Genomic DNA, 23672 nt, shown 5'->3' on the forward strand with positions numbered 1-23672 from the left:
CACGACATCGCACACGAAACGGAGAAGACGAGAACCATGCAGCAGATCCAGCACGCGGTGGTGGTCGGCGGGGGCCTGATCGGCCTCTGCTCGGCGCACGCCCTGCTCCGCGACGGGCATCGGGTGACCATCGTCGAACGCGACCATCTGGGAGCCGGCGCGGCGACGGGCAACGCGGGGGAGCTGACCCCGCAGCAGGTCGCGCCCCTGGCGTCGCCGAACACCGCCCGGGATGTCGTCGCCGGAGTCCTGACCCGGTCCTCCTACCTGTCGATCGCGATCCCCAGGCTGCCCGCGCTCGCGGGGTTCGGGCTGGGATTCCTCCGCGCATCCGGGCGGAAGCGCGCGGCGCGGGGCGCCGAGGCGCTCGCGCAGTTCTCGCGGGCGATCCTGCCGTCGCTGCACCGTCTCGGCGCGGACGGCGTCGACCTCTCGGGCGGCGGCAGCGGATACCTCATGACCTGCGCGGACGGTGACGAACTGATCGCGGCGCACGAGAAGTACCGCGCCCGCGCCGCGCGGGGCTGGGGCGTCGCACCCGGTCCGATCCTGCGGGGCGAAGCGCTGCGCGCGCAGGAGCCGGCTCTCGCGCCCGGGACCGAGGCGGGGTTCCTGCTGCCCGAGGAGTTCTCGCTCGATCCGGTGACCTTCGTGGCGAGCCTCGCCGAACACGTGATCGCGGCCGGCGCCGAGGTCCGGCTCGGGCTCGAGGCCCGCCGGCTCGGCGACGGCGCCGAGGTCGTCTGCATCGACCGGGACGGCGCGGAGATCCGGGTTTCGGGCGACCGGGTCGTGATCGCGGCGGGGGCCTGGACCACGCCGATCCTGCGCCGATCCGGGATCCGGTCGGCGGGCATCGTCTCGGGCAAGGGCTACAGCTACACCGTGCCGGTCGAACGGATGCCCGCGACCCTCGTGCACTCGATCGACCGGCACTGCGTCGCGATCCCCATGCACGACCGGCTCCGCATCGTCGGCATGATGGAGTTCGACGGGCATCCGGAACGGCTGCACCGGGACCGCCTGGAAGTGCTCACGCGAGCCGCGCGCGGCCTCATCGCGGGTGCCGACTGGGAGCATCGGACCGACGAGTGGGTCGGGGCGAGACCCATGACCGCCGACGGCATGCCGCTGCTCGGCATCGTCCCCGGGCGCCCCGAGACCATCGTGGCCGCCGGGCACAACATGCACGGACTCTCGCTCGGCCCGGTCACGGGGGAGGTCGTCGCCGACCTCGTCGCCGGACGCGAGCCGACCGCGGACGGCGCGCCCCTCGACCTCGCGCCGTTCACCGTTCGGCGCTGACCGCGTCACATGCCGCCACACCCCGGCACGGCCCGCTAGGCTGGACGAGTTCGTTCTGAGAGATGCTCTCCGTTCGCACGGCTTCAGGGGCCAATCCGGGTCCGCTCGCCACCACCAGAAGACGCTGGTGAGCGAGCGCCGACGAGCACCATCCAGATCCACCCCCAGGAGCGAACGATGACCGATGCGATGCGATCGGACCACCTGAACGCCATCGACCAGCGCGTGTTCCCGCCCGCCGCGCGGCGCGGCAGCGAGTGCGGCCAGCTCAAGCTCGGCGGCATCCGCGCCACCGAACTCGTCGAGCGCTTCGGCTCGCCGCTCTACGTGGTCGACGAGGACGCCGCCCGCGCCCGGGCGCGTGAGATCCGCGGGGCGCTGCAGCGCGAGTTCGCCCGGGTCGGCACCGAGGCCACCGTCTACTACGCGGGCAAGGCGTTCCTCTGCGTCGAGGTCGCCCGCTGGATGAGCGAAGAGGGCCTCAACATCGACGTCGCCAGCGGCGGCGAGCTCGCCGTCGCGCTCGCGGCCGGAGTCGATCCCGCACGCATCGGGTTCCACGGCAACAACAAGTCGGAGCGCGAGATCGCGCGCGCGGTCGCGGCCGGCGTCGGCACGCTGATCCTCGATTCGGTGCAGGAGATCGCGCGGGTCGCCGACGCGGCGACCGAGGCCGGGATCCGGCAGCGGGTCCGCCTGCGCGTCAACAGCGGCGTGCACGCCTCCACCCACGACTTCCTCGCGACCTCCCACGAGGACCAGAAGTTCGGGCTGCCGCTCGATCGCGCGGTCGAGGTCGTCGGCCTCATCGCGGCTGAGCCCGCCCTCGACTTCGCCGGGCTGCACTGCCACATCGGATCCCAGATCTTCGCCACCGACGGATTCCGCGAGTCGGCCCGCCGCCTCGTCGGCGTCTACGGTGCGCTGGCCGAGGTGCTCGGCGCCCCCGTGCCCGAGCTGAACCTCGGGGGCGGCTTCGGCATCGCCTACACCCCGGCCCAGGCCGAGGAGGAGCCCGAGGTCGCGGCGATCGCGCGCGAGCTCGCCGACATCGTCGCCGCGAGCTGCGCCGAGGCGGGGATCCCGATCCCCAGGGTCGCGTTCGAGCCCGGGCGCAGCGTGATCGGTCAGGCCGGTGTGACGCTCTACACGGTCGGCACGACCAAGCCCGTCTCTCTGCGCGGCAGCGACGCCGACGCGGATCCGGCCGACCTCGGGCACGCCGAGCGCCTGTACGTCAGCGTCGACGGCGGCATGAGCGACAACGCGAGGCCCGCGCTCTACGGCGCCGACTACCACGTGCGCCTCGCCAATCGGCGGAGCGAGGCCGAGGCCGCGCTCGTGCGCGTCGTCGGCAAGCATTGCGAGTCCGGCGACATCGTCGTGCAGCGCGACCTGCTGCCGGGCGACGTGGCCCCGGGCGATCTGCTCGCGGTCGCCGCGACCGGCGCCTACTGCTGGTCGCTGTCGAGCAACTACAACTACGTGCCCAGGCCCCCCGTGGTCGCGGTGCGCGAAGGCGATGCCCGCACGATCGTGCGCGGCGAGACGGAGGACGAGCTGCTCGCGCGAAGCGTGTTCGAGCCGCTCCCGAACGGAGGAAGCAAGTGAACGGATACCGCGATCTCCGCGTCGCACTGCTGGGCTGCGGCTCGGTGGGGGCGCAGGTGGCCAGGCTGATCCTCGAGCAGGGCGACGAGCTCGCCGCTCGGGTCGGCGCCCGCCTGCAGCTCGCCGGCATCGCCGTGCGCAGCCTCGACGCCAAGCGCGACGTCGAGCTGCCGCAGGAGCTCTTCACCACCGACGCGGAGCAGCTCGTGCTCGGCGCCGACGTGGTGGTCGAGCTCATGGGCGGCGTCGAGCCCGCGCGCACCCTGATCCTGCAGGCCCTCGAGGCCGGCGCCGACGTGGTCACGGCGAACAAGGCGCTCATCGCGGCGCACGGCCCCGAGCTGGCGGACGCCGCCGAGCAGGTCGGCGCGCAGCTCTCCTACGAGGCCGCCGTCGCCGGCGCGATCCCGATCATCCGCCCGCTGCGCGAGAGCCTCGCCGGCGATCACATCACGCGGGTCCTCGGCATCGTCAACGGATCCACGAACTACATCCTCGACCGCATGGATCGCTTCGGCGACAGCGCCGAGGACGCGATGCGCGTCGCGAGCGAGCTCGGCTACCTCGAGGCCGACCCGACCCTCGACGTCGAGGGCTACGACGCCGCGCAGAAGGCGACCATCCTCGCGAGCATCGCGTTCCACACCGAGGTGCCGGTCGACGCCGTGCACCGCGAGGGCATCACGGGCATCACCTCCGAGCAGATCCAGGCCGCCCGCAACGCCGGCGCCGTCATCAAGCTCCTCGCGATCGCCGAGCGGGTCACCGCGACCGACGGGACCCAGGGCGTCTCGGCCCGGGTCTACCCGGCGCTGATCGACCGTGATCACCCCCTCGCGGCCGTGCACGGCGGCAAGAACGCCGTGTTCGTCGAGGCCGAGGCCGCGGGCGAGCTCATGTTCTACGGCGCGGGCGCCGGCGGCGTCGAGACCGCGTCCGCCGTGCTCGGCGACCTCGTCTCGGCCGCGCGCCGGCACGTGGTCGGCGGCCCCGGCATCCCGGGATCGGCGCACGCCGATCTGCCGATCCTGCCCGTCGGCGAGGTGCGCACGCGCTACCAGGTCATGCTCGACGTGCGCGACGAGCCCGGCGTGCTCGCGGCGATCGCCGGGATCCTCGCCGATCACGGCGTCTCGGCGGCGAGCGTCGAGCAGTCCGTGCCCGAGGACGCCGCGGGCACGGCTACCCTGGTCATCGGCACGCACACGGCGCGCGAGGCGGATCTCGCGGCGACCGTCGACGCGCTCCGCGACAGCGACGTGGTGACGGCCGTGACCAGCGTGCTCCGACTCGAGGGAAACTGATGACCGCAGCTGCACCGCGCGCCGTCCGCGTGCGCGTCCCCGCCACGAGCGCCAATCTCGGCCCCGGCTTCGACACGCTCGGGCTCGCGCTGGCGCACGGCGACGAGCTGACCGCGACGACCCGCCCCGACGGCGCGATCCGCGTCGCCGTCTCCGGTGTGGGGGAGGGCGAGGTCCCGACCGACGCCAGCAACCTGGTCGCCCGTTCGGCCGCCCATGTGTACTCCCGCCTCGGGCGCGAACTGCCCGGGCTCGACATCGTCGCGCACAACCGGATCCCGCACGGGCGCGGCATGGGCTCGTCGGGCTCGGCGATCGTCGCCGGCGTCATGATCGCAGCGGGGCTCCTCGCGAGCGACCCCGAGTCGCCGCTCGACCTGAGCGAGGACGAGCTGCTCGCCTTCGCGACCGAGCTCGAGGGGCATCCCGACAACGTCGCGCCCGCGCTCTTCGGCGGCCTGACCATCGCGTGGACCACCGACGAGGGCCCGCGGTTCAAGCGACTGCTCGTGCACCGGGGCGTCGCTCCGCTGGTGCTCGTGCCGAGCTTCACCATGTCGACGGAGCTCGCGCGCAGCCTGCAGCCGAAGGAGGTGCCCTACGCCGACGCCGTGTTCAACGTGTCGCGTTCGGCGCTGCTCGTCGCGGCGCTCACGCAGAGCCCCGAGCTGCTCTTCGCCGCCACCGAGGATCGGCTGCACCAGGACTACCGCGGCGAGGCCATGCCGCAGACCCGCGACCTGATCCGCGCCCTGCGTGCGGCGGGGCACGCGGCGGTCGTCTCGGGAGCCGGCCCCTCGATCCTCGTACTCTCGCCCGGTCCCGCCGAGCGCCTCGCGGCGGCCGAGCTCGCCGCCGAGCACGGGCCCGAGTGGCAGCGGTTGCTCCTGGCCGTCGACATCAAGGGTGCTACAGTGGAGGAGATCCCGGCGGTTCCAGCGGCGGCATAGCCACGCAGAACTACGAGGTTCGCATCGCGAACCGAGGATCGTTTTCCCCACCGAGACCACGGTCCGGTGTCCTTGAAGCACACTCGTGCGCATTTCGCGGGAGGAACTGGGTTCGCCCAGCGGCCCCCGCATCACGTTCCCGAAAGGAAAACCCGTGGAGCAGAACTCCGAAGAGACCACGGCTGCGCCCGCAGCCGACGCCGCGCCCGCAGAGGCGACGGCACCCGCACGTCGCCGCACCTCGCGGCGCGTGAGCGCAGCGGCCGGTGCTCCGGCCGAGGCGCCCGTCGAGGCGGCTCCGGCTGCCGAGGCCGCCCCCGCCGAGGAGGCGCCGAAGAAGCGCGCCACCCGCAGCCGCAAGAAGGTCGCGGACACCGAGGCCCCGGCCGAGGCGCCCGCCGCCGAGACCGCCGCGGTCGAGGCACCCGCGGCCGAGGCCGCACCGGCCAAGACCCGCCGCACCCGCGCCACCAAGGCCGCTGCCGCGGCAGAGGCGCCCGCCGCAGAGGCCCCCGCGGCCGACGCCGCTGCCGAGGCCGCCCCCGCCGAGGAGGCGCCGAAGAAGCGCGCCACCCGCAGCCGCAAGAAGGTCGCGGACACCGAGGCTCCGACCGAGACGCCCGCTGCAGAGGCTCCCGCCGCCGAGGCGAAGCCGGCAGAGGCCGCAGAGCCCGCTCAGGCCGAAGCGCCCAAGAACGAGCAGGCCGACGCCGGCGAGGCCAAGACCGGCGAGGGCGAGGGCGGAAGTACCCGCAGCCGCAACCGTCGCAGCCGCAACAAGCAGAACGCCGACGCGGCGAAGAACGACGCGCAGAGCGCCGAGGCCGAGGCCGAGTCCTCCGACGAGGCCGAGAAGTCGAACGGCCGCGGCAACGGCCGGGGCGGCAACCGCAACGGCAACGACGGTGCGAACGCCGACGGCAACGCCCGTTCGAGCCGTACCCGCCAGCGCGAGCGCAAGCGCCGCGGCCAGGGCGACGACCTCGAGCCCGAGCTGACCGAGGACGACGTCCTGCTGCCGATCGCCGGCGTGCTCGACGTGCTCGACAACTACGCGTTCGTGCGCACCACCGGCTACCTGCCCGGCACCGGCGACGTCTACGTCTCGCTCGGCCAGGTCAAGAAGTACCACCTGCGCAAGGGCGACGCGATCGTCGGCGCGATCCGCCAGCCGCGCGACGGCGAGGGCGGCGGCCGTCAGAAGTACAACGCGATCGTCAAGATCGACTCGGTCAACGGGCGCACGCTCGAGGAGAACGAGAACCGCGTCGAGTTCGCCGATCTGACCCCGCTCGCCCCGCAGGAGCGCCTGCGGCTCGAGACCGGCGCCGATCAGCTGACGCAGCGCGTCATCGATCTCGTCGCGCCGATCGGCAAGGGCCAGCGCGGCCTGATCGTCGCGCCCCCGAAGTCCGGCAAGACGGTCGTGCTGCAGCAGATCGCCGATGCGATCTCGAAGAACGCGCCCGAGGCCCACCTCATGGTCGTGCTCGTCGACGAGCGTCCCGAAGAGGTCACCGAGCTGCAGCGCTCGGTCAACGGCGAGGTCATCGCCTCGACCTTCGACCGTCCGGCCGAGGACCACACCACGGTCGCGGAGCTCGCGATCGAGCGCGCGAAGCGCCTCGTCGAGCTCGGCCACGACGTCGTCGTGCTGCTCGACTCGCTCACCAGCCTCGGACGTGCCTACGGCGCGGCATCGCCCGCCTCGGGTCGTTCGTTCGGCGGCGTGCTGGACGCTGCGACGCTCGCACCGGCGAAGAAGTTCTTCGGTGCCGCGCGCAACATCGAGAACGGCGGCTCGCTGACCATCATCGCGACCGCGCTCGTCGAGACCGGTGCGAAGGCCGACGAGGTCATCCTCGAGGAGTTCGCAGGCACCGCCAACATGGAGCTGCGTCTCGTGCGCGAGCTCGCCGACAAGCGGATCTTCCCGGCGGTCGACCTGAACGCGTCGTCCACCCACCGCGAAGAGGTGCTGATGGGCGCCGACGAGCTCCAGGCCACCTGGAAGCTGCGTCGTGCCCTCGGCGACACCGGTCGCGAGCAGGCGCTCGAGAGCGTGCTGCGGAAGCTGGGCGAGACCTCGTCGAACGCCGAGTTCCTGCTGCTCATGCAGAAGTCGCAGGGGCTGTCCTGAGCATGTTCGAACAGGTCGAGGGGCTGCTCGTCGAGCACGCCGATCTGCAGGAGCAGCTCGCCGATCCCGAACTGCACGCCGACCCCGCGCGCGCCAAGAAGGTCAACCGGCGCTACGCCGAGCTGAGCAAGATCAAGGCCGCGCACGAGCAGTGGATCCAGGCCGGAGAGGACCTCGAGGCCGCTCGGGAGCTCGCGAAGGAGGACGACGCGTTCGCCGAGGAGATCCCGGCGCTCGAGGAGCACCTCGCCGAGTCCCAGGAGAAGGTCCGTCGACTGCTGATCCCGCGCGATCCCGACGACGCCCGTGACGTGATCCTCGAGATCAAGGGCGGCGAGGGCGGGGCCGAGTCGGCGCTGTTCGGCGCCGACCTGCTGCGGATGTACATGCACTTCGCGGAGTCGAAGGGCTGGAAGACCGAGATCCTCGAGAAGGACGAGAGCGACCTCGGCGGCTACAAGAACGTGCAGGTCGCGATCAAGTCGAACGCCACCGATCCGTCTCAGGGCGTCTGGGCGCACCTCAAGTACGAGGGCGGGGTGCACCGCGTGCAGCGCGTTCCCGTCACGGAGTCGCAGGGACGCATCCACACCTCGACCACGGGCGTGCTCGTGTACCCCGAGGTGGACGAGCCCGAAGAGGTCGCGATCAACCAGAACGACCTCAAGATCGACGTCTACCGTTCGAGCGGCCCCGGCGGCCAGTCGGTCAACACGACCGACTCCGCCGTGCGCATCACGCACCTGCCGACCGGCATCGTGGTCGCCATGCAGAACGAGAAGTCGCAGCTGCAGAACCGCGAAGCGGCAATGCGCGTGCTGCGGGCCCGCCTGCTCGCGAGGCAGCAGGAGGAGGCCGCTGCGGAGGCCAGCGCGCACCGTTCGAGCCAGATCCGCACGATGGATCGCTCCGAGCGGATCCGGACCTACAACTTCCCGGAGAACCGCATCGCGGATCACCGCACGGGGTTCAAGGCCTACAACCTCGACGCCGTCATGAACGGCGCGCTCGACGCGGTCATCGAGTCCTGCATCCGTATGGACGAGGAGAGCCGCCTGGCCGACCTCGGCCAGTAGCACCCGCGGAGGATCGCGCGAACGCGAGAACCCCGCGCAGTGAACCGCCGAGGCGTTCACTGCGCGGGGTTCTCGCGTTCTTGCGGCCCTCAGGCCTGGGCGACGCTCTTGCGGGCCTCGGTCTCCAGCCAGATCCGGCGGCTGGTCCGCACGTGGGCGAGGGCGCGCTCGGCGGCGAGATCGGGGTCGCCGCTGCGGATCGCCTCGAGCAGCGCGACGTGCTCGGTGTGCAGCGGCTGCGGGTCGTCGTTCTGGCGGAGCAGCCAGTGGAGCCGGCCTTCGAGCGGCTCCATGAGCGAGGTCAGCAGCGAGTTGTGCGCGCTCGCGGTGAGCAGGTCGTGGAAGCTCTGGTTGCAGCGTCCGACCGCCTGTGCGTCCGAACGGGCCGCCGCGTCCTCCGAGTCGGCGATCGCCCGCGCCAGGCCGTTCAGTTCCTCCGGCGTCGCGCGCTCAGTGGCGCGTCGTGCCGCGAGCACCTCGAGCGCGGTCCGCACTTCGAAGAGCTCCTCGACGTCCTGCTGGGTCAGGGGAGTGACCACCATGCCGCGATTGGGGAAGGCCGACACGAACCCCTCGCCGCGCAGGATGTTCAGCGCGTCGCGGACGGGGATCCGCGAGACGCCGAGCTCGGCTGCGAGGGTGCGCTCGACGAGACGCTGGCCCGGCACGAAATCGCCCTGCAGGATGCGTTCCCTGAGCACCGCGGCGACCTGGTGGTGCCTGGTGCTCGCGTCGTCCGGCGTCGCCGCTCCCGACGGTGCGGCGGTGCTGTGTTCCTGCCTCATAGAGTCCAAGCGTAGCCCGCCGGACACTGCCCGGCTCATCGGCTCTCCCGCGGGCCTCGACCCACCGATACGCTGGATCCATGTCCGATGCCGCACTGCCCCTCTCAGGCCCCCTCGTCACCCTCCGCCTCCCGCGCGAGGCCGACGCCGAACCGCTGCTCGCGATCCTGCAGCAGCCCGAGGTCTCGGAGTGGTGGGTCGGCTACTCGCTCGAGCGGGTGCGCGAGGAGTTCGTAGAGGCTCCCGGCACGGCCCGCATCATCGAGGTCGAGGGGGAGTGCGCCGGCGCCATGTACGTGCTGCGCGGCGAGGATCCCGAGTACCCGACCACGGTGATCCACATCTTCATCGGCACGCAGTTCCGCGGACGCCGCATCGGCGAGGAGGCCCTCGCCCTCGCGATCCGCGCGGAGTTCGCCGACGGGATCACGCGCGTGACGCTCGACCCCAACATCAACAACGAGGGCGCGATCCGCAGCTACGAACGCCTCGGCTTCCAGCGCATCGGCGTGCTGCGCGACTACCAGGTGCGACCCGGCGGGCACCTCGAGGCGGCGCTCTTCATGGATCTGACCCGCAGCGACTTCCCCGACGGGCCGCCGCTGCCGCCGCGCGCCTAGCGTCGGAGCCCGGCCCGGGCCGGGCGTGCGGTGGCCCGGGGTGACTCGGACACGCCCGGAGCGACCCCGGGGCAGGAGTAGCATTGCGCCCATGACCCGCGCCCGTTCCCTGCTTCCCTGGGCGGTGTGGACGGTCGCCGCGCTCTCCTACGCGGTCGCGATCATCAATCGATCCTCCCTCGCGGCGCTCGGACCCGCCGCGCAGGATCACTTCGGCATCGACGCGACCACGCTGTCGGCGTTCCCCGTGATCCAGCTGATCGTCTACGCGGGCCTGCAGATCCCCGTCGGAATTCTGCTCGACCGCGTGGGCGCGACGACCATGATCCTGATCGGCGGCGTGCTGATGATCGTGGGCCAGGTGACCATGGCGACCGTGCCGGACGTCGGACTCGCGATCCTCGCGCGCGTCCTGGTGGGCGCCGGCGACGCCTGCAGCTTCATCAGCGTCATGCGGATGCTGCCCGAATGGTTCCCGGCGCGTCAGCTCCCGACCGTCAGCCAGCTCACCGGCCTCGTCGGTCAGGCGGGCCAGCTCGTCTCCGTGACGCCGCTCGCCCTCATGGTCTCCGGCTTCGGCTGGGCCTCCGGCTTCCTCGCCGTCGCCGCGCTCGGCTTCCTGGTGACGCTGCTCGCGGCGCTCGTGCTGCGCGACAGCCCGGGCACGGGCACCGCGTTCGAGCGGATGATCGGGCGCACCGGCGGGATCACGCGCCGCTCCGCCGCCTACCGGCCGCAGGGCAGCGCGTCATCCGTCGAGATCGCACCGCCCGCGACGGGGCTCATCGAGATGCCGCACGGCCGGGTCCGCCGGGGGCTCGGATTCTGGCAGCGGGCCCGCCGGCTGCTGCGGCTGCCCGGCGTGCGGCTCGCGTACTGGGTGCACTTCACGTCGCCCTTCGCGTCGAACACCTTCATCCTGCTCTGGGGCACGCCGTTCCTGGTGGGCGGCGTCGGCCTCTCCCGCGGCACCGCCGCGGGGCTGCTGAGCCTCACGATCCTGTCGTCGATGGCGGCCGGGTTCCTGCTCGGCCCGCTCACCTCCCGGTTCCTCGAGCGCCGCGTCGGCATCGCCGCGAGCATCACGGTCGCGATCGCCCTCGTCTGGATCGCGGTGCTGCTCTGGCCCGGGACCCCGCCGACCTGGCTGCTCGTGCTGCTGATGGTCGTGATGCCGATCGGCGGGCCCGCGTCGATGATCTCCTTCGAGGTCGGGCGGTCCCACACCCCGCGCAGTTTCTCGGGCTTCGGGACCGGGCTCGTCAACACCGCTGGCTTCACCGCGACGCTGCTCGTGATCCTGCTGATCGGCCTCGTGCTCGACGTGCAGGGAGCGGGCTCGCCCGAGAACTACTCGCTGGACGCGTTCCGCGTGGCGTTCGCCGTGCAGCTGCCGTTCTGGGTGCTCGGGCTCGTGTTCATGGGGATCGAATACCGCAAGACGAAGCGCTGGATGGACGAGCAGGGGCGACGGCTGCGCTGAGGCCGGGTCCGGCCGTGCCGTTCGACCGTGCCCACGTCGACGTCGACGTCGACGTCGACCTCGACCCGCGGTGACGAATGGACCCCTTGTCGACGGATGGACGCCGTCTCGGCGCGCGACACGCCGTCCAGTCGGCGACAAAGCGTCCAGTCGTCGAGAGAGCGTCCACTGGTCGCACGTGCAGCGGCAGACGGAGTCAGGTGCCGCCGCAACCTCAGATCACGTAGAAGTCGGCCTCGTCGGGCACCTCGAGCGGAGCTCCGCGGCGCGGGCGACCGGTGGCGGGGATCCCGGTGAGCGTGGTCCAGGGACCGGCCGAGCGCACGACGACGGCGTTCGCGCCGACCGCGCTGTCGTGGGCGATCTCGATGTCGCCGAGCACCTGGGCGCCGGCGCCGACGACCACGCGGTCGCCGATCGTCGGGTGCCGCTTGCCGCGGTCGTGACCGGTGCCGCCGAGGGTGACGCCGTGGTAGAGGTGGACGTCGTCGCCGACGACCGCGGTCTCGCCGATCACGACGCCCATGCCGTGGTCGATGAAGAGCCGTCGACCGATGGTCGCGCCCGGGTGGATCTCGACGCCGGTGAGGAACCGCGCGAACTGCGAGAGTGCGCGGGGGAGGAACCGGAATCCTCGCCGCCACAGGGCGTTCGCCGCGCGGTGCCACCAGACCGCGTGCAGGCCCGAATAGATGAGGAACACCTCGAACGGCCCGCGCGCTGCGGGATCGTGCGCGCGAGCCGCGGCGATGTCCTCGCGGACGCGTGAGAAGGCTGCCATGTTCGGTGCAACCCGATCGGCGGGTCGGCGATTCCCCGTGCCGGGGAGCCGCCGACCCGCCGGTCGGAGCGTCTCAGACGCTGAGGTCCTCGTAGAGCACGGTCGAGAAGTAGCGCTCGCCGAAGTCGGGCACGATGACCACGATCTTCTTACCGGCGTTCTCGGGTCGCTGCGCGACCTGGGTCGCGGCCCAGACGGCCGCGCCGCCCGAGATGCCGGCGAGGATGCCCTCGTCGGTGCCGAGCGCGCGGGCCTTCGCGATCGCGTCGGGCAGCGCCACGTCGATGACCTCGTCGTAGACCTCGCGGTCGAGGATCTCGGGCACGAAGTTGGCGCCGAGCCCCTGGATCTTGTGGGGGCCGGCCTTGCCCTCGGTGAGGAGCGGGGAGTCGACCGGCTCGACGGCGACGACGCGCACGCCGGGGTTCTGCTCCTTCAGGTAGCCGCCCGCGCCCGAGATGGTGCCGCCGGTGCCGATGCCCGCGACGAAGATGTCGACCTGGCCGTCGGTGTCGTTCCAGATCTCGGGGCCGGTGGTCGCCCGGTGGATCGCGGGGTTCGCGGGGTTGCCGAACTGGTTCGCGAGGACCGCGCCCGGGGTGCTCGCCACGATCTCCTCGGCCTTCGCGACCGCGCCCTTCATGCCGAGGGGGCCCTCGGTGAGCACGATCTCGGCCCCGTAGGCGGCGAGCAGCTTGCGGCGCTCGATGCTCATGGTCTCGGGCATCGTGAGGATCACGCGGTAGCCGCGCGCGGCGCCCACGAACGCGAGCGCGATGCCGGTGTTGCCGCTCGTGCCCTCGACGATGGTGCCGCCGGGCTGCAGCGCGCCCGACTCCTCGGCCGCGTCGATGATCGCGATGCCGATGCGATCCTTGACGCTGCCGGCCGGGTTGTAGAACTCGAGCTTCGCGAAGACCTCGGCGCCGGCCCCGTCGGTGACGCGGTTGAGGCGCACCAGGGGAGTGTTGCCGAAGGCCTGGGTGATGTTCTCGTAGGTGCGTGCCATGGGCTCCCTCTCTCAGCGTGCGGGTCCTGCGGACCCGGATGTTGCGCGGCGCCTCCGGCGCCCCACCGAAGCATATCCAAGCATTATCTGAGATGTCATCCTTGCTTATGAATTGTGACGGGCCTCTCAAACCGGCTCCGGGGGCCGCGAACCCGCCCCCGGAATCCTGTGCCAGAGTGGTTCGGTCCGGATCCGGTCGGATCCGATCCGACCCGAATCCAGGAGGTCCCCGTGGGCGCACCCGTCGCAGCGGTTCTGAGCGAGCTGCGCGCGCAGCTCGAAGCGGCAGGGATCGAGGATCCGGGCGCGGACGTCGAGCTCATCGTCGCGCACGTGCTCGACGTCGCCCGCGGCCGGGTTCAGGCGCTCGCGATCCTCGGCACCGAGCTCGGGGAGGACGAGCTCGCCCGGATCCGGGACCTCGCCGACGAGCGGGCGCGCCGGGTCCCGCTCCAGCACCTCACGGGTCGGGCGCCGTTCCGCGGGATCGAGCTCGAGGTCGGCCCGGGCGTATTCGTGCCGAGGCCCGAGACCGAGACGGTCGCGCAGTTCGCCATCGATGCGCTCCGCGCCGTGCCGGATCCCGAACCGCTCGCGGTGGATCTCTGCACGGGCAGCGGGGCCATCGCCCTGGCGCTCGCGAACGAGGTGCCGACCGCGCGCGTGCGCGCCGTCGAGAAGAGCCCCGAGGCGCACGCCTGGGCCGCGCGCAACGTCGCGCGTCTCGGCGACGGCCGCGTCGAGCTGCTGCTCGGCGACGTCGCCGACCTCGATCCCGACGCCGGCGACCCTGCGCCGGGACCGCTCGCGGCGGCGTTCGACCCGCTGGCCGGTCGCGTGCACGTGCTCGTCTCGAACCCGCCCTACGTCCCCAGCGGCATGGTGCCGCGGGATCCCGAGGTGCGGGACCACGATCCCGAGCTCGCGCTCTACAGCGGGACCGACGGACTCGACCTCATCCGGGTCATCAGCCGTGCCGCGCGTCGACTGGTGGTCCCCGGAGGGCTGCTGGTGCTCGAACACGCGGAGGGGCAGGGGCGCGCGATCCGCGAACTGCTCGCGACGGGCGGGTGGCGCGCCGCCGCCACGCACCAGGACCTGACGCTGCGCGATCGCGCGACCACCGCGATCCGCTGAGAACCCGCGGAGTGCCGGGGCGGGAGGCCCGGCCCGAGGACTAGAATCGTTCCTCATGGCCGACGTCTTCGATTGCAGCGACAGCGCACAGCTCCTCTCGGGGACGCGCAGCGCCCGACAGGCACTGGGGCTCGGCAAGCTCGTGGTGCTCCCCACCGACACCGTCTACGGCGTCGCCGCCGACGCGTTCAACCCGGCCGCGGTGCAGCGCCTGCTCGACGCGAAGGGCCGCACGCGCCAGTCGCCCCCGCCCGTGCTGATTCCCGGCACCGACACCCTGCACGCGCTGGCCGCGGCGGTCCCGCAGCCCGTGCTGGCGCTCGCCGAGGCCTTCTGGCCCGGGCCGCTCACCATCGTGCTGCCGTCCCAGCCGTCGCTGAGCTGGGACCTGGGGGAGACCGCCGGAACCGTGGCGCTCCGCATCCCGAACCAGCCGCTCACCATCGAACTGCTGCAGGAGACGGGCCCGCTGGCCGTGTCCTCGGCGAACACCACGGGGGATCCCGCGGCGACGACCGCCGCCGAAGCGCAGGGCATGCTCGGCGACTCGGTCGCGATCTACCTCGAAGCCGGTCCGGTGGACGGCGACGGCACCGCTTCCACCATCGTCGACGCCACCCGCCTCGACGACGAGGGCGGGACCCTGCGGATCCTGCGCCAGGGGGGCATCAGCCGGGAGGCCATCGCGGAGCTGCTCCCGCAGGTGACCATCGAGGACTGAGATGCTCTCCTTCCTGCTGGTCGCGCTCGCCGCCGCCGCGGTGACCGCGGTCGCCTCGGCGGCACTGCTGCGCCTCAGCCGGCGATTCCGTCTGGCACCCGAGGTGCGCGAGAGGGACGTGCACCGCACGCCCACGCCGCGGCTCGGCGGCATCGCGATGTTCGTCGGCATCATCGTCGGCTGCCTCTTCGCGACGACGCAGGACGACTTCTCGACGCTCTTCGCGCTGTCGACGCAGGTCTGGGCGATCCTGGGGGCGTGCACGCTGATCGCGGCCGTCGGCGTGCTCGACGACCTCTTCGACCTCGACTGGATGATCAAGCTGGCAGGCCAGCTCGCGGCATCGGGACTGCTCGCCTGGCAGGGCATCCAGATCGTCTCGCTGCCGTTCGGCGACACGCAGATCGTGGCGTCCGCGACCATGAACTTCGCGCTCACGGTCTTCCTCATGACACTGGTCATGAACGCGGTCAACTTCATCGACGGTCTCGACGGCCTCGTCGCGGGCTTCGCGATCATCTCGAACTCGGCGTTCTTCCTCTACACGCAGCTGCTCACCGATCGCTCGGGGGAGACGCCGGCGGTGACGCTCGCCGGGCTCATCGCCGCGATCGTGGTCGGCGTGTGCGTCGGCTTCCTGCCGTTCAACTGGCACCGCGCCAAGATGTTCATGGGCGATACCGGGGCCCTGCTGGTCGGCCTGCTCATGGCGACCTCGACCGTGTCGGTGACGGGGCAGCTCAACCCGGCGGTGCTCGATCAGAAGCTCGTGCTCGCGAGCTACATCCCGATCATCCTGCCCGTTGCCGTGCTGGCGCTCCCGCTCGCGGACTTCTCGCTCGCCGTGCTGCGCCGCCTGCGGGCGGGGCAGAGCCCGTTCGCGGCCGACCGCAAGCACCTGCACCACCGGCTGCTCGACATGGGGCACTCGCAGGTGCAGGCGGTCTCGATCTTCTACCTCTGGACCGCGGTGATCTCGCTCGCCTGTCTGCTCGTGTTCACGATGCGGAGCTTCGCGCTGCCGTTCGCGGTGCTCTTCGCGGGGACCGCGCTCTGCCTGGTGGTGACGCTGGTCCCCGCCTCGCGATTGCGCGCAGGTCTGGCTCGGCGCGGCTTGCTACCGTTGAGGGCGGGGAAGACCCCCGCCGACGAAAGGACCTCCGAGTGAACAGCACCGCCGACCACGACGCGACGGCAGACGCCGCGCCGCAGATGCCGGCTTCCCAGCCCGTGCTCCTGACCGCTCTGAAGTGGGGGATCCTGGCGACGGTCGTGCTCATCGTGCTGTTCGGCGGCATCGGCTTCCTGGTGGCGGGCGCGCCCGGCCTCATCGGCGGAATCATCGGAACCGCGATGGGCGGCGTCTTCCTGCTGCTGACCGTCGGCAGCATCGCGTTCGCCAACCGGTTCATCGAGAGCCCCAACTACGTGATCCTCTTCTTCGTCGTGGTGCTCGGCAGCTGGGTGCTGAAGTTCCTGATCTTCATCGTCGCGACCGTCATGCTCAAGGGACAGCCCTGGCTCGACACCACCGTGCTCTTCTTCGGCGTCGTGGCATCGGTGCTCGTCTCGCTCGTCATCGACGTCCTCGTGATCGCCAAGTCGCGGATCCCGTACATCTCGGATCCACGATAGGGTTGAATCCGGCAGGATCCTGCGCCTGATCGGTTTCGCCAGAGGCCGAATTTTTGATAGGATCCTAGTGTTCCCTTGCCGCGGCATGCTTCTGGCTGCCGCGTGAGCGACGGGGGCACGATCATCGTTCGACGCTGTGTGAGCCGAGCTCGCACCCCGAATCAGGAGAATGGCGCTGTCCGCTAACGCTATGCAACTCGTGGCCCCCAGTCTTTTCGCAACTCAGGAGGGCGGCGGGTTCCACCCGCCGTCGATCGAGGAGTTCTTCCCGGAGGGCGTGCTGTTCGTCGGCACTCCGTTCGAGATGAACCGCATCATGATCATCCGCGTGATCATGCTCGTGCTCCTCCTGGTGATCTTCTGGCTGGGCACTCGCAAGATGCGGGTCATCCCGACCCGTGGTCAGTCCCTCATCGAGATGGGCCTCGACTTCGTTCGAGTCAACATCGCCGAGGATCTGCTGGGCAAGGTCGACGGCAAGCGCTTCCTGCCGATCCTGACCTCGATGTTCTTCCTGATCCTCGCATTCAACTTCACGGGCATCATCCCGGGCTTCAACATCGGCGCTTCGGCCGTGGTGGGCCTGCCGCTCGTGCTCGCGCTCGTGTCGTACGTGACCTTCATCTACGCCGGCATCAAGAAGAGCCCGAAGAACTTCTTCAAGAACTCGCTGTTCCCGGCAGGCGTGCCCTGGCCGGTCTACCTCATCGTGACCCCGATCGAGCTCATCTCGACCTTCATCATCCGTCCGGTCACGCTGACGCTCCGACTCCTCATGAACATGGTGGTCGGTCACCTCCTGCTGGTGCTCTTCTTCAGCGCCTCCTGGTTCTTCCTCATCGAGGCACCGGGGCTCATGAAGCTCTTCGGCATCGGCACCCTCGCATTCGGCTTCGCGTTCACGCTCTTCGAGATCCTCGTCGCCGTCCTGCAGGCCTACGTCTTCACGCTTCTCACCGCTGTCTACATCCAGCTCGCGCTGGCTGAAGAGCACTAAAACCAACCGGGTTCGGCAACCGCCGCGCTCAACACACGGAAGGAAACACATACTGTGTCTGTTCTCGCTGATATCTCGGGCAACATCGCAACCGTCGGCTACGGCCTCGCCGCCATCGGCCCCGCCATCGGCGTGGGTATCGTCGTCGGCAAGACCATCGAGGGTGTTGCTCGTCAGCCCGAGCTGGCCGGCCGCCTCCAGGTCCTGATGTGGATCGGTATCGCGTTCACCGAGGCGCTCGCCTTCATCGGTATCGCGACCTACTTCATCTTCACCAACTAATTCGCTTCCCTACGTCTCGGAAGGGAGGCACTGATGCATAACGCAGTTATCGCAGCTGCCGAGGGAGCCCGGAATCCGCTGATCCCGGAGACCTACGACATCGTCTGGTCTGGGCTCGCGTTCCTCATCATCCTCATCGCGTTCTGGAAGGTGTTCCTTCCGAAGATGCAGACGATGCTCGACGCTCGCGCGGAGGCCATCGAAGGCAACATCGCCAAGGCCGATGAGGCTCAGGCGAAGGCCGAGGCCGCGCTGCAGGAGTACACCGCTCAGCTGGCGGGCGCCCGCCAGGAGGCCGGCGAGATCCGCGACGTGGCACGTGCCGACGCCGCGAAGATCGTCGCGAAGGCCAAGGAAGACGCCACGACCGAGCAGACCCGCATCGCGCAGGCTGCTCAGGCGCAGATCGAGGCCGAGCGCCAGAGCGCTGCCGTCTCGCTCCGCAAGGAGGTCGGCACCCTCGCGATCGACCTCGCCTCGGGCGTCGTCGGCGAGTCGCTCAGCGACGATCAGAAGGCCTCGGCCCTGGTCGACCGCTTCCTCGCCGATCTCGAAGCATCCGAGAAGGCGGCCAAGTAATGGGCAGTGCGTCTCGTGCGGCACTCGCCGCGGCCCGCGGTGAGCTGAGCCCCGTGCTCGGCGCCGGGGTCGGGGCCGAGCTGCTGGGTGCAGCGGCCGAACTCGACCGCACCCCGGCGCTGCTCAAGGCGCTCGGCGATGCGTCCGCTTCTGCTGCCGCGAAGGGGCAGCTGGTGGATCGCGTATTCGCCAGCGTCTCGGGCGGCGCGCGCGGCGTGCTCCGCGCCGCCGCGGCGGGCACCTGGTCCGACTCCGGCGAGTTCGTCGAGGGCATCGAGGAGCTCGGCATCCGTGCCGAGGCCAACGCCAGCTCCTCGCTCTCCGACGAGCTCCTCGCGGCCGCCTCGGTCGTCGAGAGCAGCCACGAGCTGGAGCTGAAGCTCGGTGACAAGCTCGGCGATCCCGCGGCCAAGGTCGCGCTCGCGACGCGCCTGTTCGGCGGCAAGCTCTCGGCTGCCGCCCTGGGCATCGTCACCCACCTGGTCGCGAACCCCCGCGGTCGTCGCGTCAACGCAGCGCTCCGCGCCGCGGCCGACGTCGCAGCCGACCAGGGCGGCAACGCACTCGCGACGGTCACCGTCGCCGCGCCGCTCGCCCCCGCCCAGCAGGAGCGCCTCGCGGTTCTGCTCGAACAGAGCGCCGGCCGTCCGGTCCGCATCACCACCGTGCTCGATCCCGAGCTCGTCGGTGGCGTGCGCGTCCAGCTCGGCGACAACGTGATCGACGGCAGCGTCCGCGCTCGCCTCGAGGACCTCCGCCTGCGACTCGCGGGTTAGGGCTCAACTTTTCACCCCGGGGGCGGCGCTTCCGGACCAGACAGAGGAAACGAAATGGCAGAACTCTCAATCAGCCCGGACGAGATTCGCGACGCTCTCAAGGACTTCGCGTCGTCGTACGAGCCGGCTCAGGCAGAGAAGACCGAGGTCGGCACCGTCACCGACGCAGCCGATGGCATCGCGCACGTCGCGGGCCTGCCCGGTGTGATGGCCAACGAGCTCGTCCGCTTCGCGGACGGCACGCTCGGCCTGGCGCAGAACCTCGAAGAGGACGAGATCGGTGTCGTGGTGCTCGGTGAGTTCACCGGCATCGAGGAGGGCCAGCAGGTCACCCGTACCGGCGAGGTGCTCTCGGTCCCCGTGGGCGAGGGCTACCTCGGCCGCGTGGTCGACCCGCTCGGCAACCCGATCGACGGCCTCGGCGAGATCGCCGGCGCCGAGGGCCGCCGCGCGCTCGAGCTCCAGGCTCCCGGCGTCATGCAGCGCAAGTCGGTGCACGAGCCGCTGCAGACCGGCATCAAGGCGATCGACGCCATGATCCCCGTCGGCCGCGGTCAGCGCCAGCTGATCATCGGCGACCGCCAGACCGGCAAGACGGCCATCGCGATCGACACGATCATCAACCAGAAGGCCAACTGGGAGTCGGGCGACACCACCAAGCAGGTGCGCTGCATCTACGTCGCCATCGGCCAGAAGGGCTCGACCATCGCTTCGGTGAAGGGCGCGCTCGAGGACGCCGGTGCGATGGAGTACACCACCATCGTGGCGTCTCCCGCATCCGACCCCGCCGGCTTCAAGTACCTGGCTCCCTACACCGGTTCGGCCATCGGCCAGCACTGGATGTACGGCGGCAAGCACGTCCTGGTGATCTTCGACGATCTGTCGAAGCAGGCCGAGGCCTACCGCGCCGTGTCGCTGCTGCTCCGCCGCCCGCCGGGGCGCGAGGCCTACCCGGGTGACGTCTTCTACCTCCACTCCCGTCTGCTGGAGCGTTGCGCGAAGCTGTCCGACGAGCTCGGCGCCGGTTCGATGACGGGCCTCCCGATCATCGAGACCAAGGCGAACGACGTCTCGGCGTACATCCCGACCAACGTGATCTCGATCACCGACGGCCAGATCTTCCTCCAGTCCGACCTGTTCAACGCGAACCAGCGTCCCGCGGTCGACGTGGGCATCTCGGTCTCGCGCGTGGGCGGCGACGCTCAGGTGAAGTCGATCAAGAAGGTCTCCGGCACGCTCAAGCTCGAGCTCGCCCAGTACCGCGCCCTCGAGGCCTTCGCGATGTTCGCGTCGGACCTCGACGCGGCCAGCCGCCGTCAGCTCGAGCGCGGCGCACGCCTCACCGAGCTGCTGAAGCAGCCGCAGTACTCGCCGTACCCCGTCGAGAAGCAGACCGTTTCGATCTGGGCCGGCACCAAGGGCCACATGGATCAGGTTCCGGTCGAGGACATCCTCCGCTTCGAGAGCGAGTTCCTGGAGTCGCTCGAGCGCAACTCCGAGGTCCTCACCACGCTGCGCGAGACCAACGTGCTCGACGACGACACCGTCGCAGAGCTCGAGGCCAAGATCGCCGAGTTCAAGCTCGAGTTCCGCACCTCGGCCGGCGTCACGCTGGCTGAGCAGTTCGCGTCGCTCGGCAAGGACGAGATCAAGCAGGAGCAGCTGGTCGTCAAGAAGTAGTCGAGGCTCCGGCGGGGGCGCACGCCCCCGCCGGTCCTCCTCCACTTCGACCAGCCCGCCCCAACCAGACACAGGAGAGACATGGGAGCGCAACTTCGGGTCTACCGGCAGAAGATCCGTTCTGCCCAGACGACCAAGAAGATCACCCGTGCGATGGAGCTGATCGCGGCATCTCGCATCCAGAAGGCTCGTGCCCGCGTCGCGGCGTCCGAGCCCTACACCACGGCGATCACCCGCGCGGTGTCCGCCGTCGCGGTGCACTCGAACACCGACCACCCGCTGCTGACCGAGCCGGAGCGCATCGAGCGCGCCGCGGTGGTCATCTTCACCTCGGACCGCGGTCTCGCAGGCGCCTTCAACTCGCAGGTGCTGCGTGAGGCCGAGCAGCTCAGCGAGCTGCTGCGCGCCGAGGGCAAGGACGTGAAGTACTACCTGGTCGGCCGCAAGGCGCAGGGGTACTTCAGCTTCCGCGCCCGCGCCTCCGAGCGCGTGTGGACCGGCGGCACCGACAGCCCCGCGTTCGAGACGGCTCAGGAGATCAGCGAAGCGCTGCTCGAGGCCTTCAACACCGAGACCGCAGAGGGCGGCGTCGACGAGATCCACCTCGTCTACAACCGCTTCGTCAGCATGGTCTCGCAGACCCCCGAGGTGCACCGTCTGCTGCCGCTCGAGGTCGTCGAGGGCGTGGCCGAGGCGAGCGACGGCGCGAACCCGCTGTACGAGTTCGAGCCCGACGCCGACACCGTGCTCGACAAGCTGCTTCCGGCCTACATCGAGTCGCGCCTGTTCAACGCGCTGCTCGAGTCGGCCGCGGCGAAGCACGCTGCGACGCAGAAGGCGATGAAGTCGGCGAGCGACAACGCCGATGCGCTGATCCGCGATTACACCCGCCTCGCGAACAATGCGCGTCAGGCGGAGATCACCCAGCAGATTTCCGAGATTGTTGGCGGCGCTGACGCGCTGTCCGATTAGCAAACGCGAAGAGAGAGAATCATGACCGAAACCGCCGCTGTGGCGACTGAGGCCACCACGAAGGTCGCCGGGCGCATCGCTCGCGTGACCGGCCCCGTCGTCGACATCGAGTTCCCGCACGACGCGATCCCCGCCGTCTACAACGCGCTCGAGACCACCATCGACTTCGGTGAGGGCTCGGAGCCGTTCAAGCTCGTCCTCGAGGTCGCTCAGCACCTCGGCGACAACGTCGTTCGCGCCATCGCCCTGAAGCCGACCGACGGCCTGGTCCGCGGCCAGGAGGTCTTCGACACCGGCACCTCGATCACCGTCCCCGTGGGCGACGTGACCAAGGGCAAGGTCTTCAACGTGACCGGCGACGTGCTCAACCTCCCCGAGGGCGAGACCATCGAGGTCAGCGAGCGCTGGAGCATCCACCGCACGCCCCCGGCCTTCGACCAGCTCGAGTCGAAGACGCAGCTCTTCGAGACCGGCATCAAGTCGATCGACCTCCTCACCCCCTACGTGCAGGGCGGCAAGATCGGCCTCTTCGGTGGTGCGGGCGTCGGCAAGACCGTCCTCATCCAGGAGATGATCCAGCGCGTGGCGCAGGATCACGGCGGCGTGTCCGTGTTCGCCGGCGTCGGCGAGCGCACCCGTGAGGGCAACGACCTCATCCACGAGATGGAAGAGGCCGGCGTCTTCGACAAGACCGCCCTCGTGTTCGGCCAGATGGACGAGCCGCCGGGGACCCGTCTCCGCGTCGCGCTCTCGGCCCTCACCATGGCCGAGTACTTCCGCGACGTGCAGAAGCAGGACGTGCTGCTCTTCATCGACAACATCTTCCGCTTCACGCAGGCCGGTTCCGAGGTCTCGACGCTGCTCGGCCGCATGCCCTCCGCCGTGGGCTACCAGCCGAACCTCGCCGACGAGATGGGCCTCCTCCAGGAGCGCATCACCTCGACCCGCGGTCACTCGATCACCTCGCTGCAGGCCATCTACGTGCCCGCCGACGATTACACCGACCCGGCTCCGGCGACCACCTTCGCCCACCTCGACGCGACCACCGAGCTCTCGCGTGAGATCGCTTCGAAGGGTCTGTACCCGGCGATCGACCCGCTCACCTCGAGCTCGCGCATCATGGATCCCCGCTACTTGGGCGCGGACCACTACCGCGTCGCCACCTCGGTGAAGCAGATCCTCCAGAAGAACAAGGAGCTCCAGGAGATCATCGCGATCCTCGGTGTCGACGAGCTCTCCGAAGAGGACAAGATCACCGTGGCGCGCGCACGCCGCATCCAGCAGTTCCTGTCGCAGAACACCTACATGGCGAAGAAGTTCACCGGTGTGGAGGGCTCGACCGTGCCGCTGAAGGAGACCATCGAGTCGTTCGATGCGATCACCAAGGGCGAGTTCGACCACGTCGCCGAGCAGGCATTCTTCAACGTCGGCGGTATCTCCGACGTCGAAGAGAAGTGGGCGCAGATCCAGAAGGAGAACGCGTAATCATGGCCACGCTCAACGTGAGCGTCGTTTCGGCTGAGCGCGAGATCTGGAGCGGCACCGCTTCCAACGTCAGCGCGAAGACGGTCGAGGGCGAGATCGGCATCTACGGTGGGCACGAGCCGCTTCTGGCTCTGCTCGCCGAGGGTGCGGTCCGCGTCGCCGGCACCGACGGTGAGAAGATCACCGTCAACGCCGAGGACGGGTTCCTCTCCGTCGACCACGACACGATCACGATCGTGGCGGGTCGCGCCGAACTGGTCGCCTGATTCCGACCGTTCGTACCTTCCAACGCCGGGGCCGGCCGCAGCTTCACTCGAAGCAGCGGCCGGCCCCGGCGTTTCCCC

The 23672-nt window shown here is 70.3% G+C and carries 23 protein-coding genes; 20 read left to right on the forward strand and 3 right to left on the reverse strand.

Going from position 1 to position 23672, the window contains the following annotated elements:
* The first annotated feature begins 36 nt into the window (after window positions 1-36).
* The 6 genes from ABD169_RS12205 (at window position 37) to prfA (ending at window position 8386) form a co-directional block, all read left to right on the forward strand.
* Window positions 37-1305, forward strand: coding sequence for an NAD(P)/FAD-dependent oxidoreductase (locus ABD169_RS12205; protein WP_344032593.1), 1269 nt, complete (start codon window positions 37-39; stop codon window positions 1303-1305).
* 177 nt (window positions 1306-1482) lie between these two features.
* Entirely contained in the window at window positions 1483-2916 is a 1434-nt protein-coding gene (gene lysA / locus ABD169_RS12210) for a diaminopimelate decarboxylase (protein WP_344032595.1), read from the forward strand.
* Window positions 2913-4220, forward strand: a complete 1308-nt coding sequence (locus ABD169_RS12215; protein ID WP_046455134.1) for a homoserine dehydrogenase — start codon at window positions 2913-2915, stop codon at window positions 4218-4220. Before lysA ends, ABD169_RS12215 begins: the two co-directional genes overlap by 4 nt.
* Window positions 4220-5170: a homoserine kinase gene (gene thrB / locus ABD169_RS12220; RefSeq protein ID WP_046455135.1), complete on the forward strand. Its 951-nt coding sequence runs from the start codon at window positions 4220-4222 to the stop codon at window positions 5168-5170. The genes ABD169_RS12215 and thrB overlap by 1 nt, the downstream gene beginning before the upstream one ends.
* Window positions 5171-5324: 154 nt before the next feature.
* Window positions 5325-7310, forward strand: coding sequence for a transcription termination factor Rho (rho, locus tag ABD169_RS12225; RefSeq protein ID WP_344032597.1), 1986 nt, complete (start codon window positions 5325-5327; stop codon window positions 7308-7310).
* Window positions 7311-7312: 2 nt separating this feature from the next.
* Complete coding sequence (gene prfA, locus ABD169_RS12230; RefSeq protein ID WP_046454627.1) at window positions 7313-8386, forward strand: peptide chain release factor 1; 1074 nt, start codon at window positions 7313-7315, stop codon at window positions 8384-8386.
* Between the two features lie 89 nt (window positions 8387-8475).
* Here the strand turns inward: prfA and ABD169_RS12235 are convergent, their stop codons facing one another.
* On the reverse strand, window positions 8476-9171 hold the full coding sequence (locus tag ABD169_RS12235; RefSeq protein ID WP_344032600.1) for a GntR family transcriptional regulator: 696 nt from the start codon (window positions 9169-9171) through the stop codon (window positions 8476-8478).
* 80 nt (window positions 9172-9251) lie between these two features.
* Here ABD169_RS12235 and ABD169_RS12240 point away from each other — a divergent pair, with 80 nt between their 5' ends.
* Window positions 9252-9791, forward strand: a complete 540-nt coding sequence (locus tag ABD169_RS12240; RefSeq protein WP_344032602.1) for a GNAT family N-acetyltransferase — start codon at window positions 9252-9254, stop codon at window positions 9789-9791.
* A gap of 91 nt (window positions 9792-9882) precedes the next feature.
* The gene (locus ABD169_RS12245; RefSeq protein ID WP_344032604.1) at window positions 9883-11274 is read left to right on the forward strand and encodes an MFS transporter; all 1392 of its coding nucleotides are present in this window, start codon (window positions 9883-9885) and stop codon (window positions 11272-11274) included.
* A 214-nt stretch (window positions 11275-11488) separates the two neighbouring features.
* On the opposite strand, the gene epsC is transcribed toward ABD169_RS12245, so the two are convergent.
* Complete coding sequence (gene epsC / locus ABD169_RS12250; protein ID WP_344032607.1) at window positions 11489-12055, reverse strand: serine O-acetyltransferase EpsC; 567 nt, start codon at window positions 12053-12055, stop codon at window positions 11489-11491.
* 73 nt (window positions 12056-12128) lie between these two features.
* Window positions 12129-13064 carry a cysteine synthase A gene (gene cysK / locus ABD169_RS12255; protein ID WP_344032609.1) on the reverse strand — a complete coding sequence of 312 codons (936 nt, stop codon included), beginning with the start codon at window positions 13062-13064 and terminating at the stop codon, window positions 12129-12131.
* Window positions 13065-13295: 231 nt separating this feature from the next.
* Between cysK and prmC the strand changes: the two genes are divergently transcribed.
* The 12 genes from prmC (at window position 13296) to ABD169_RS12315 (ending at window position 23594) form a co-directional block, all read left to right on the forward strand.
* Window positions 13296-14201, forward strand: a complete 906-nt coding sequence (gene prmC, locus ABD169_RS12260; protein ID WP_344032611.1) for a peptide chain release factor N(5)-glutamine methyltransferase — start codon at window positions 13296-13298, stop codon at window positions 14199-14201.
* Between the two features lie 55 nt (window positions 14202-14256).
* Complete coding sequence (locus ABD169_RS12265) at window positions 14257-14922, forward strand: L-threonylcarbamoyladenylate synthase (RefSeq protein ID WP_344032612.1); 666 nt, start codon at window positions 14257-14259, stop codon at window positions 14920-14922.
* A gap of 1 nt (window position 14923) precedes the next feature.
* A complete protein-coding gene (locus ABD169_RS12270; RefSeq protein WP_046454618.1) occupies window positions 14924-16090 on the forward strand; it encodes an MraY family glycosyltransferase in 1167 nt (388 codons plus the stop codon).
* Window positions 16087-16557, forward strand: coding sequence for a Cg1360 family ATP-synthase-associated protein (locus ABD169_RS12275; RefSeq protein WP_052961293.1), 471 nt, complete (start codon window positions 16087-16089; stop codon window positions 16555-16557). Before ABD169_RS12270 ends, ABD169_RS12275 begins: the two co-directional genes overlap by 4 nt.
* A 190-nt stretch (window positions 16558-16747) precedes the next feature.
* The gene (atpB, locus tag ABD169_RS12280; RefSeq protein WP_046454617.1) at window positions 16748-17554 is read left to right on the forward strand and encodes a F0F1 ATP synthase subunit A; all 807 of its coding nucleotides are present in this window, start codon (window positions 16748-16750) and stop codon (window positions 17552-17554) included.
* 54 nt (window positions 17555-17608) lie between these two features.
* Window positions 17609-17836 (forward strand): ATP synthase F0 subunit C, encoded by a 228-nt coding sequence (atpE, locus tag ABD169_RS12285; RefSeq protein WP_046454616.1) that lies wholly within the window; start codon window positions 17609-17611, stop codon window positions 17834-17836.
* A 33-nt stretch (window positions 17837-17869) separates the two neighbouring features.
* Window positions 17870-18415 carry a F0F1 ATP synthase subunit B gene (locus ABD169_RS12290; RefSeq protein ID WP_046454615.1) on the forward strand — a complete coding sequence of 182 codons (546 nt, stop codon included), beginning with the start codon at window positions 17870-17872 and terminating at the stop codon, window positions 18413-18415.
* Window positions 18415-19191, forward strand: coding sequence for a F0F1 ATP synthase subunit delta (locus ABD169_RS12295; RefSeq protein WP_046454614.1), 777 nt, complete (start codon window positions 18415-18417; stop codon window positions 19189-19191). The genes ABD169_RS12290 and ABD169_RS12295 overlap by 1 nt, the downstream gene beginning before the upstream one ends.
* A 54-nt stretch (window positions 19192-19245) precedes the next feature.
* Window positions 19246-20871, forward strand: coding sequence for a F0F1 ATP synthase subunit alpha (gene atpA / locus ABD169_RS12300; protein ID WP_344032616.1), 1626 nt, complete (start codon window positions 19246-19248; stop codon window positions 20869-20871).
* An 81-nt stretch (window positions 20872-20952) separates the two neighbouring features.
* Window positions 20953-21843, forward strand: coding sequence for a F0F1 ATP synthase subunit gamma (locus ABD169_RS12305; protein WP_046454612.1), 891 nt, complete (start codon window positions 20953-20955; stop codon window positions 21841-21843).
* A 21-nt stretch (window positions 21844-21864) separates the two neighbouring features.
* On the forward strand, window positions 21865-23328 hold the full coding sequence (gene atpD, locus ABD169_RS12310) for a F0F1 ATP synthase subunit beta (protein ID WP_046454611.1): 1464 nt from the start codon (window positions 21865-21867) through the stop codon (window positions 23326-23328).
* 2 nt (window positions 23329-23330) lie between these two features.
* Window positions 23331-23594, forward strand: a complete 264-nt coding sequence (locus ABD169_RS12315) for a F0F1 ATP synthase subunit epsilon (protein ID WP_046454610.1) — start codon at window positions 23331-23333, stop codon at window positions 23592-23594.
* The last annotated feature ends 78 nt before the right edge of the window (window positions 23595-23672 follow it).

This window comes from Leucobacter iarius, assembly GCF_039530105.1.
In the GTDB taxonomy this organism is placed as follows: domain Bacteria; phylum Actinomycetota; class Actinomycetes; order Actinomycetales; family Microbacteriaceae; genus Leucobacter; species Leucobacter iarius.

Bases quoted from the DNA above. Each gene is read 5' to 3' on its own strand.
- ABD169_RS12265 (WP_344032612.1), top strand. From the start codon at position 14,257: ATGGCCGACGTCTTCGATTGCAGCGACAGCGCACAGCTCCTCTCGGGG.
- ABD169_RS12315 (WP_046454610.1), top strand. From the start codon at position 23,331: ATGGCCACGCTCAACGTGAGCGTCGTTTCGGCTGAGCGCGAGATCTGG.
- ABD169_RS12290 (WP_046454615.1), top strand. From the start codon at position 17,870: ATGCATAACGCAGTTATCGCAGCTGCCGAGGGAGCCCGGAATCCGCTG.
- prfA (WP_046454627.1), top strand. From the start codon at position 7,313: ATGTTCGAACAGGTCGAGGGGCTGCTCGTCGAGCACGCCGATCTGCAG.
- atpD (WP_046454611.1), top strand. From the start codon at position 21,865: ATGACCGAAACCGCCGCTGTGGCGACTGAGGCCACCACGAAGGTCGCC.
- lysA (WP_344032595.1), top strand. From the start codon at position 1,483: ATGACCGATGCGATGCGATCGGACCACCTGAACGCCATCGACCAGCGC.
- epsC (WP_344032607.1), bottom strand. From the start codon at position 12,055: ATGGCAGCCTTCTCACGCGTCCGCGAGGACATCGCCGCGGCTCGCGCG.
- atpB (WP_046454617.1), top strand. From the start codon at position 16,748: ATGCAACTCGTGGCCCCCAGTCTTTTCGCAACTCAGGAGGGCGGCGGG.
- ABD169_RS12205 (WP_344032593.1), top strand. From the start codon at position 37: ATGCAGCAGATCCAGCACGCGGTGGTGGTCGGCGGGGGCCTGATCGGC.
- ABD169_RS12245 (WP_344032604.1), top strand. From the start codon at position 9,883: ATGACCCGCGCCCGTTCCCTGCTTCCCTGGGCGGTGTGGACGGTCGCC.
- cysK (WP_344032609.1), bottom strand. From the start codon at position 13,064: ATGGCACGCACCTACGAGAACATCACCCAGGCCTTCGGCAACACTCCC.
- ABD169_RS12305 (WP_046454612.1), top strand. From the start codon at position 20,953: ATGGGAGCGCAACTTCGGGTCTACCGGCAGAAGATCCGTTCTGCCCAG.
- atpA (WP_344032616.1), top strand. From the start codon at position 19,246: ATGGCAGAACTCTCAATCAGCCCGGACGAGATTCGCGACGCTCTCAAG.
- ABD169_RS12240 (WP_344032602.1), top strand. From the start codon at position 9,252: ATGTCCGATGCCGCACTGCCCCTCTCAGGCCCCCTCGTCACCCTCCGC.
- ABD169_RS12235 (WP_344032600.1), bottom strand. From the start codon at position 9,171: ATGAGGCAGGAACACAGCACCGCCGCACCGTCGGGAGCGGCGACGCCG.
- ABD169_RS12270 (WP_046454618.1), top strand. From the start codon at position 14,924: ATGCTCTCCTTCCTGCTGGTCGCGCTCGCCGCCGCCGCGGTGACCGCG.
- ABD169_RS12295 (WP_046454614.1), top strand. From the start codon at position 18,415: ATGGGCAGTGCGTCTCGTGCGGCACTCGCCGCGGCCCGCGGTGAGCTG.
- thrB (WP_046455135.1), top strand. From the start codon at position 4,220: ATGACCGCAGCTGCACCGCGCGCCGTCCGCGTGCGCGTCCCCGCCACG.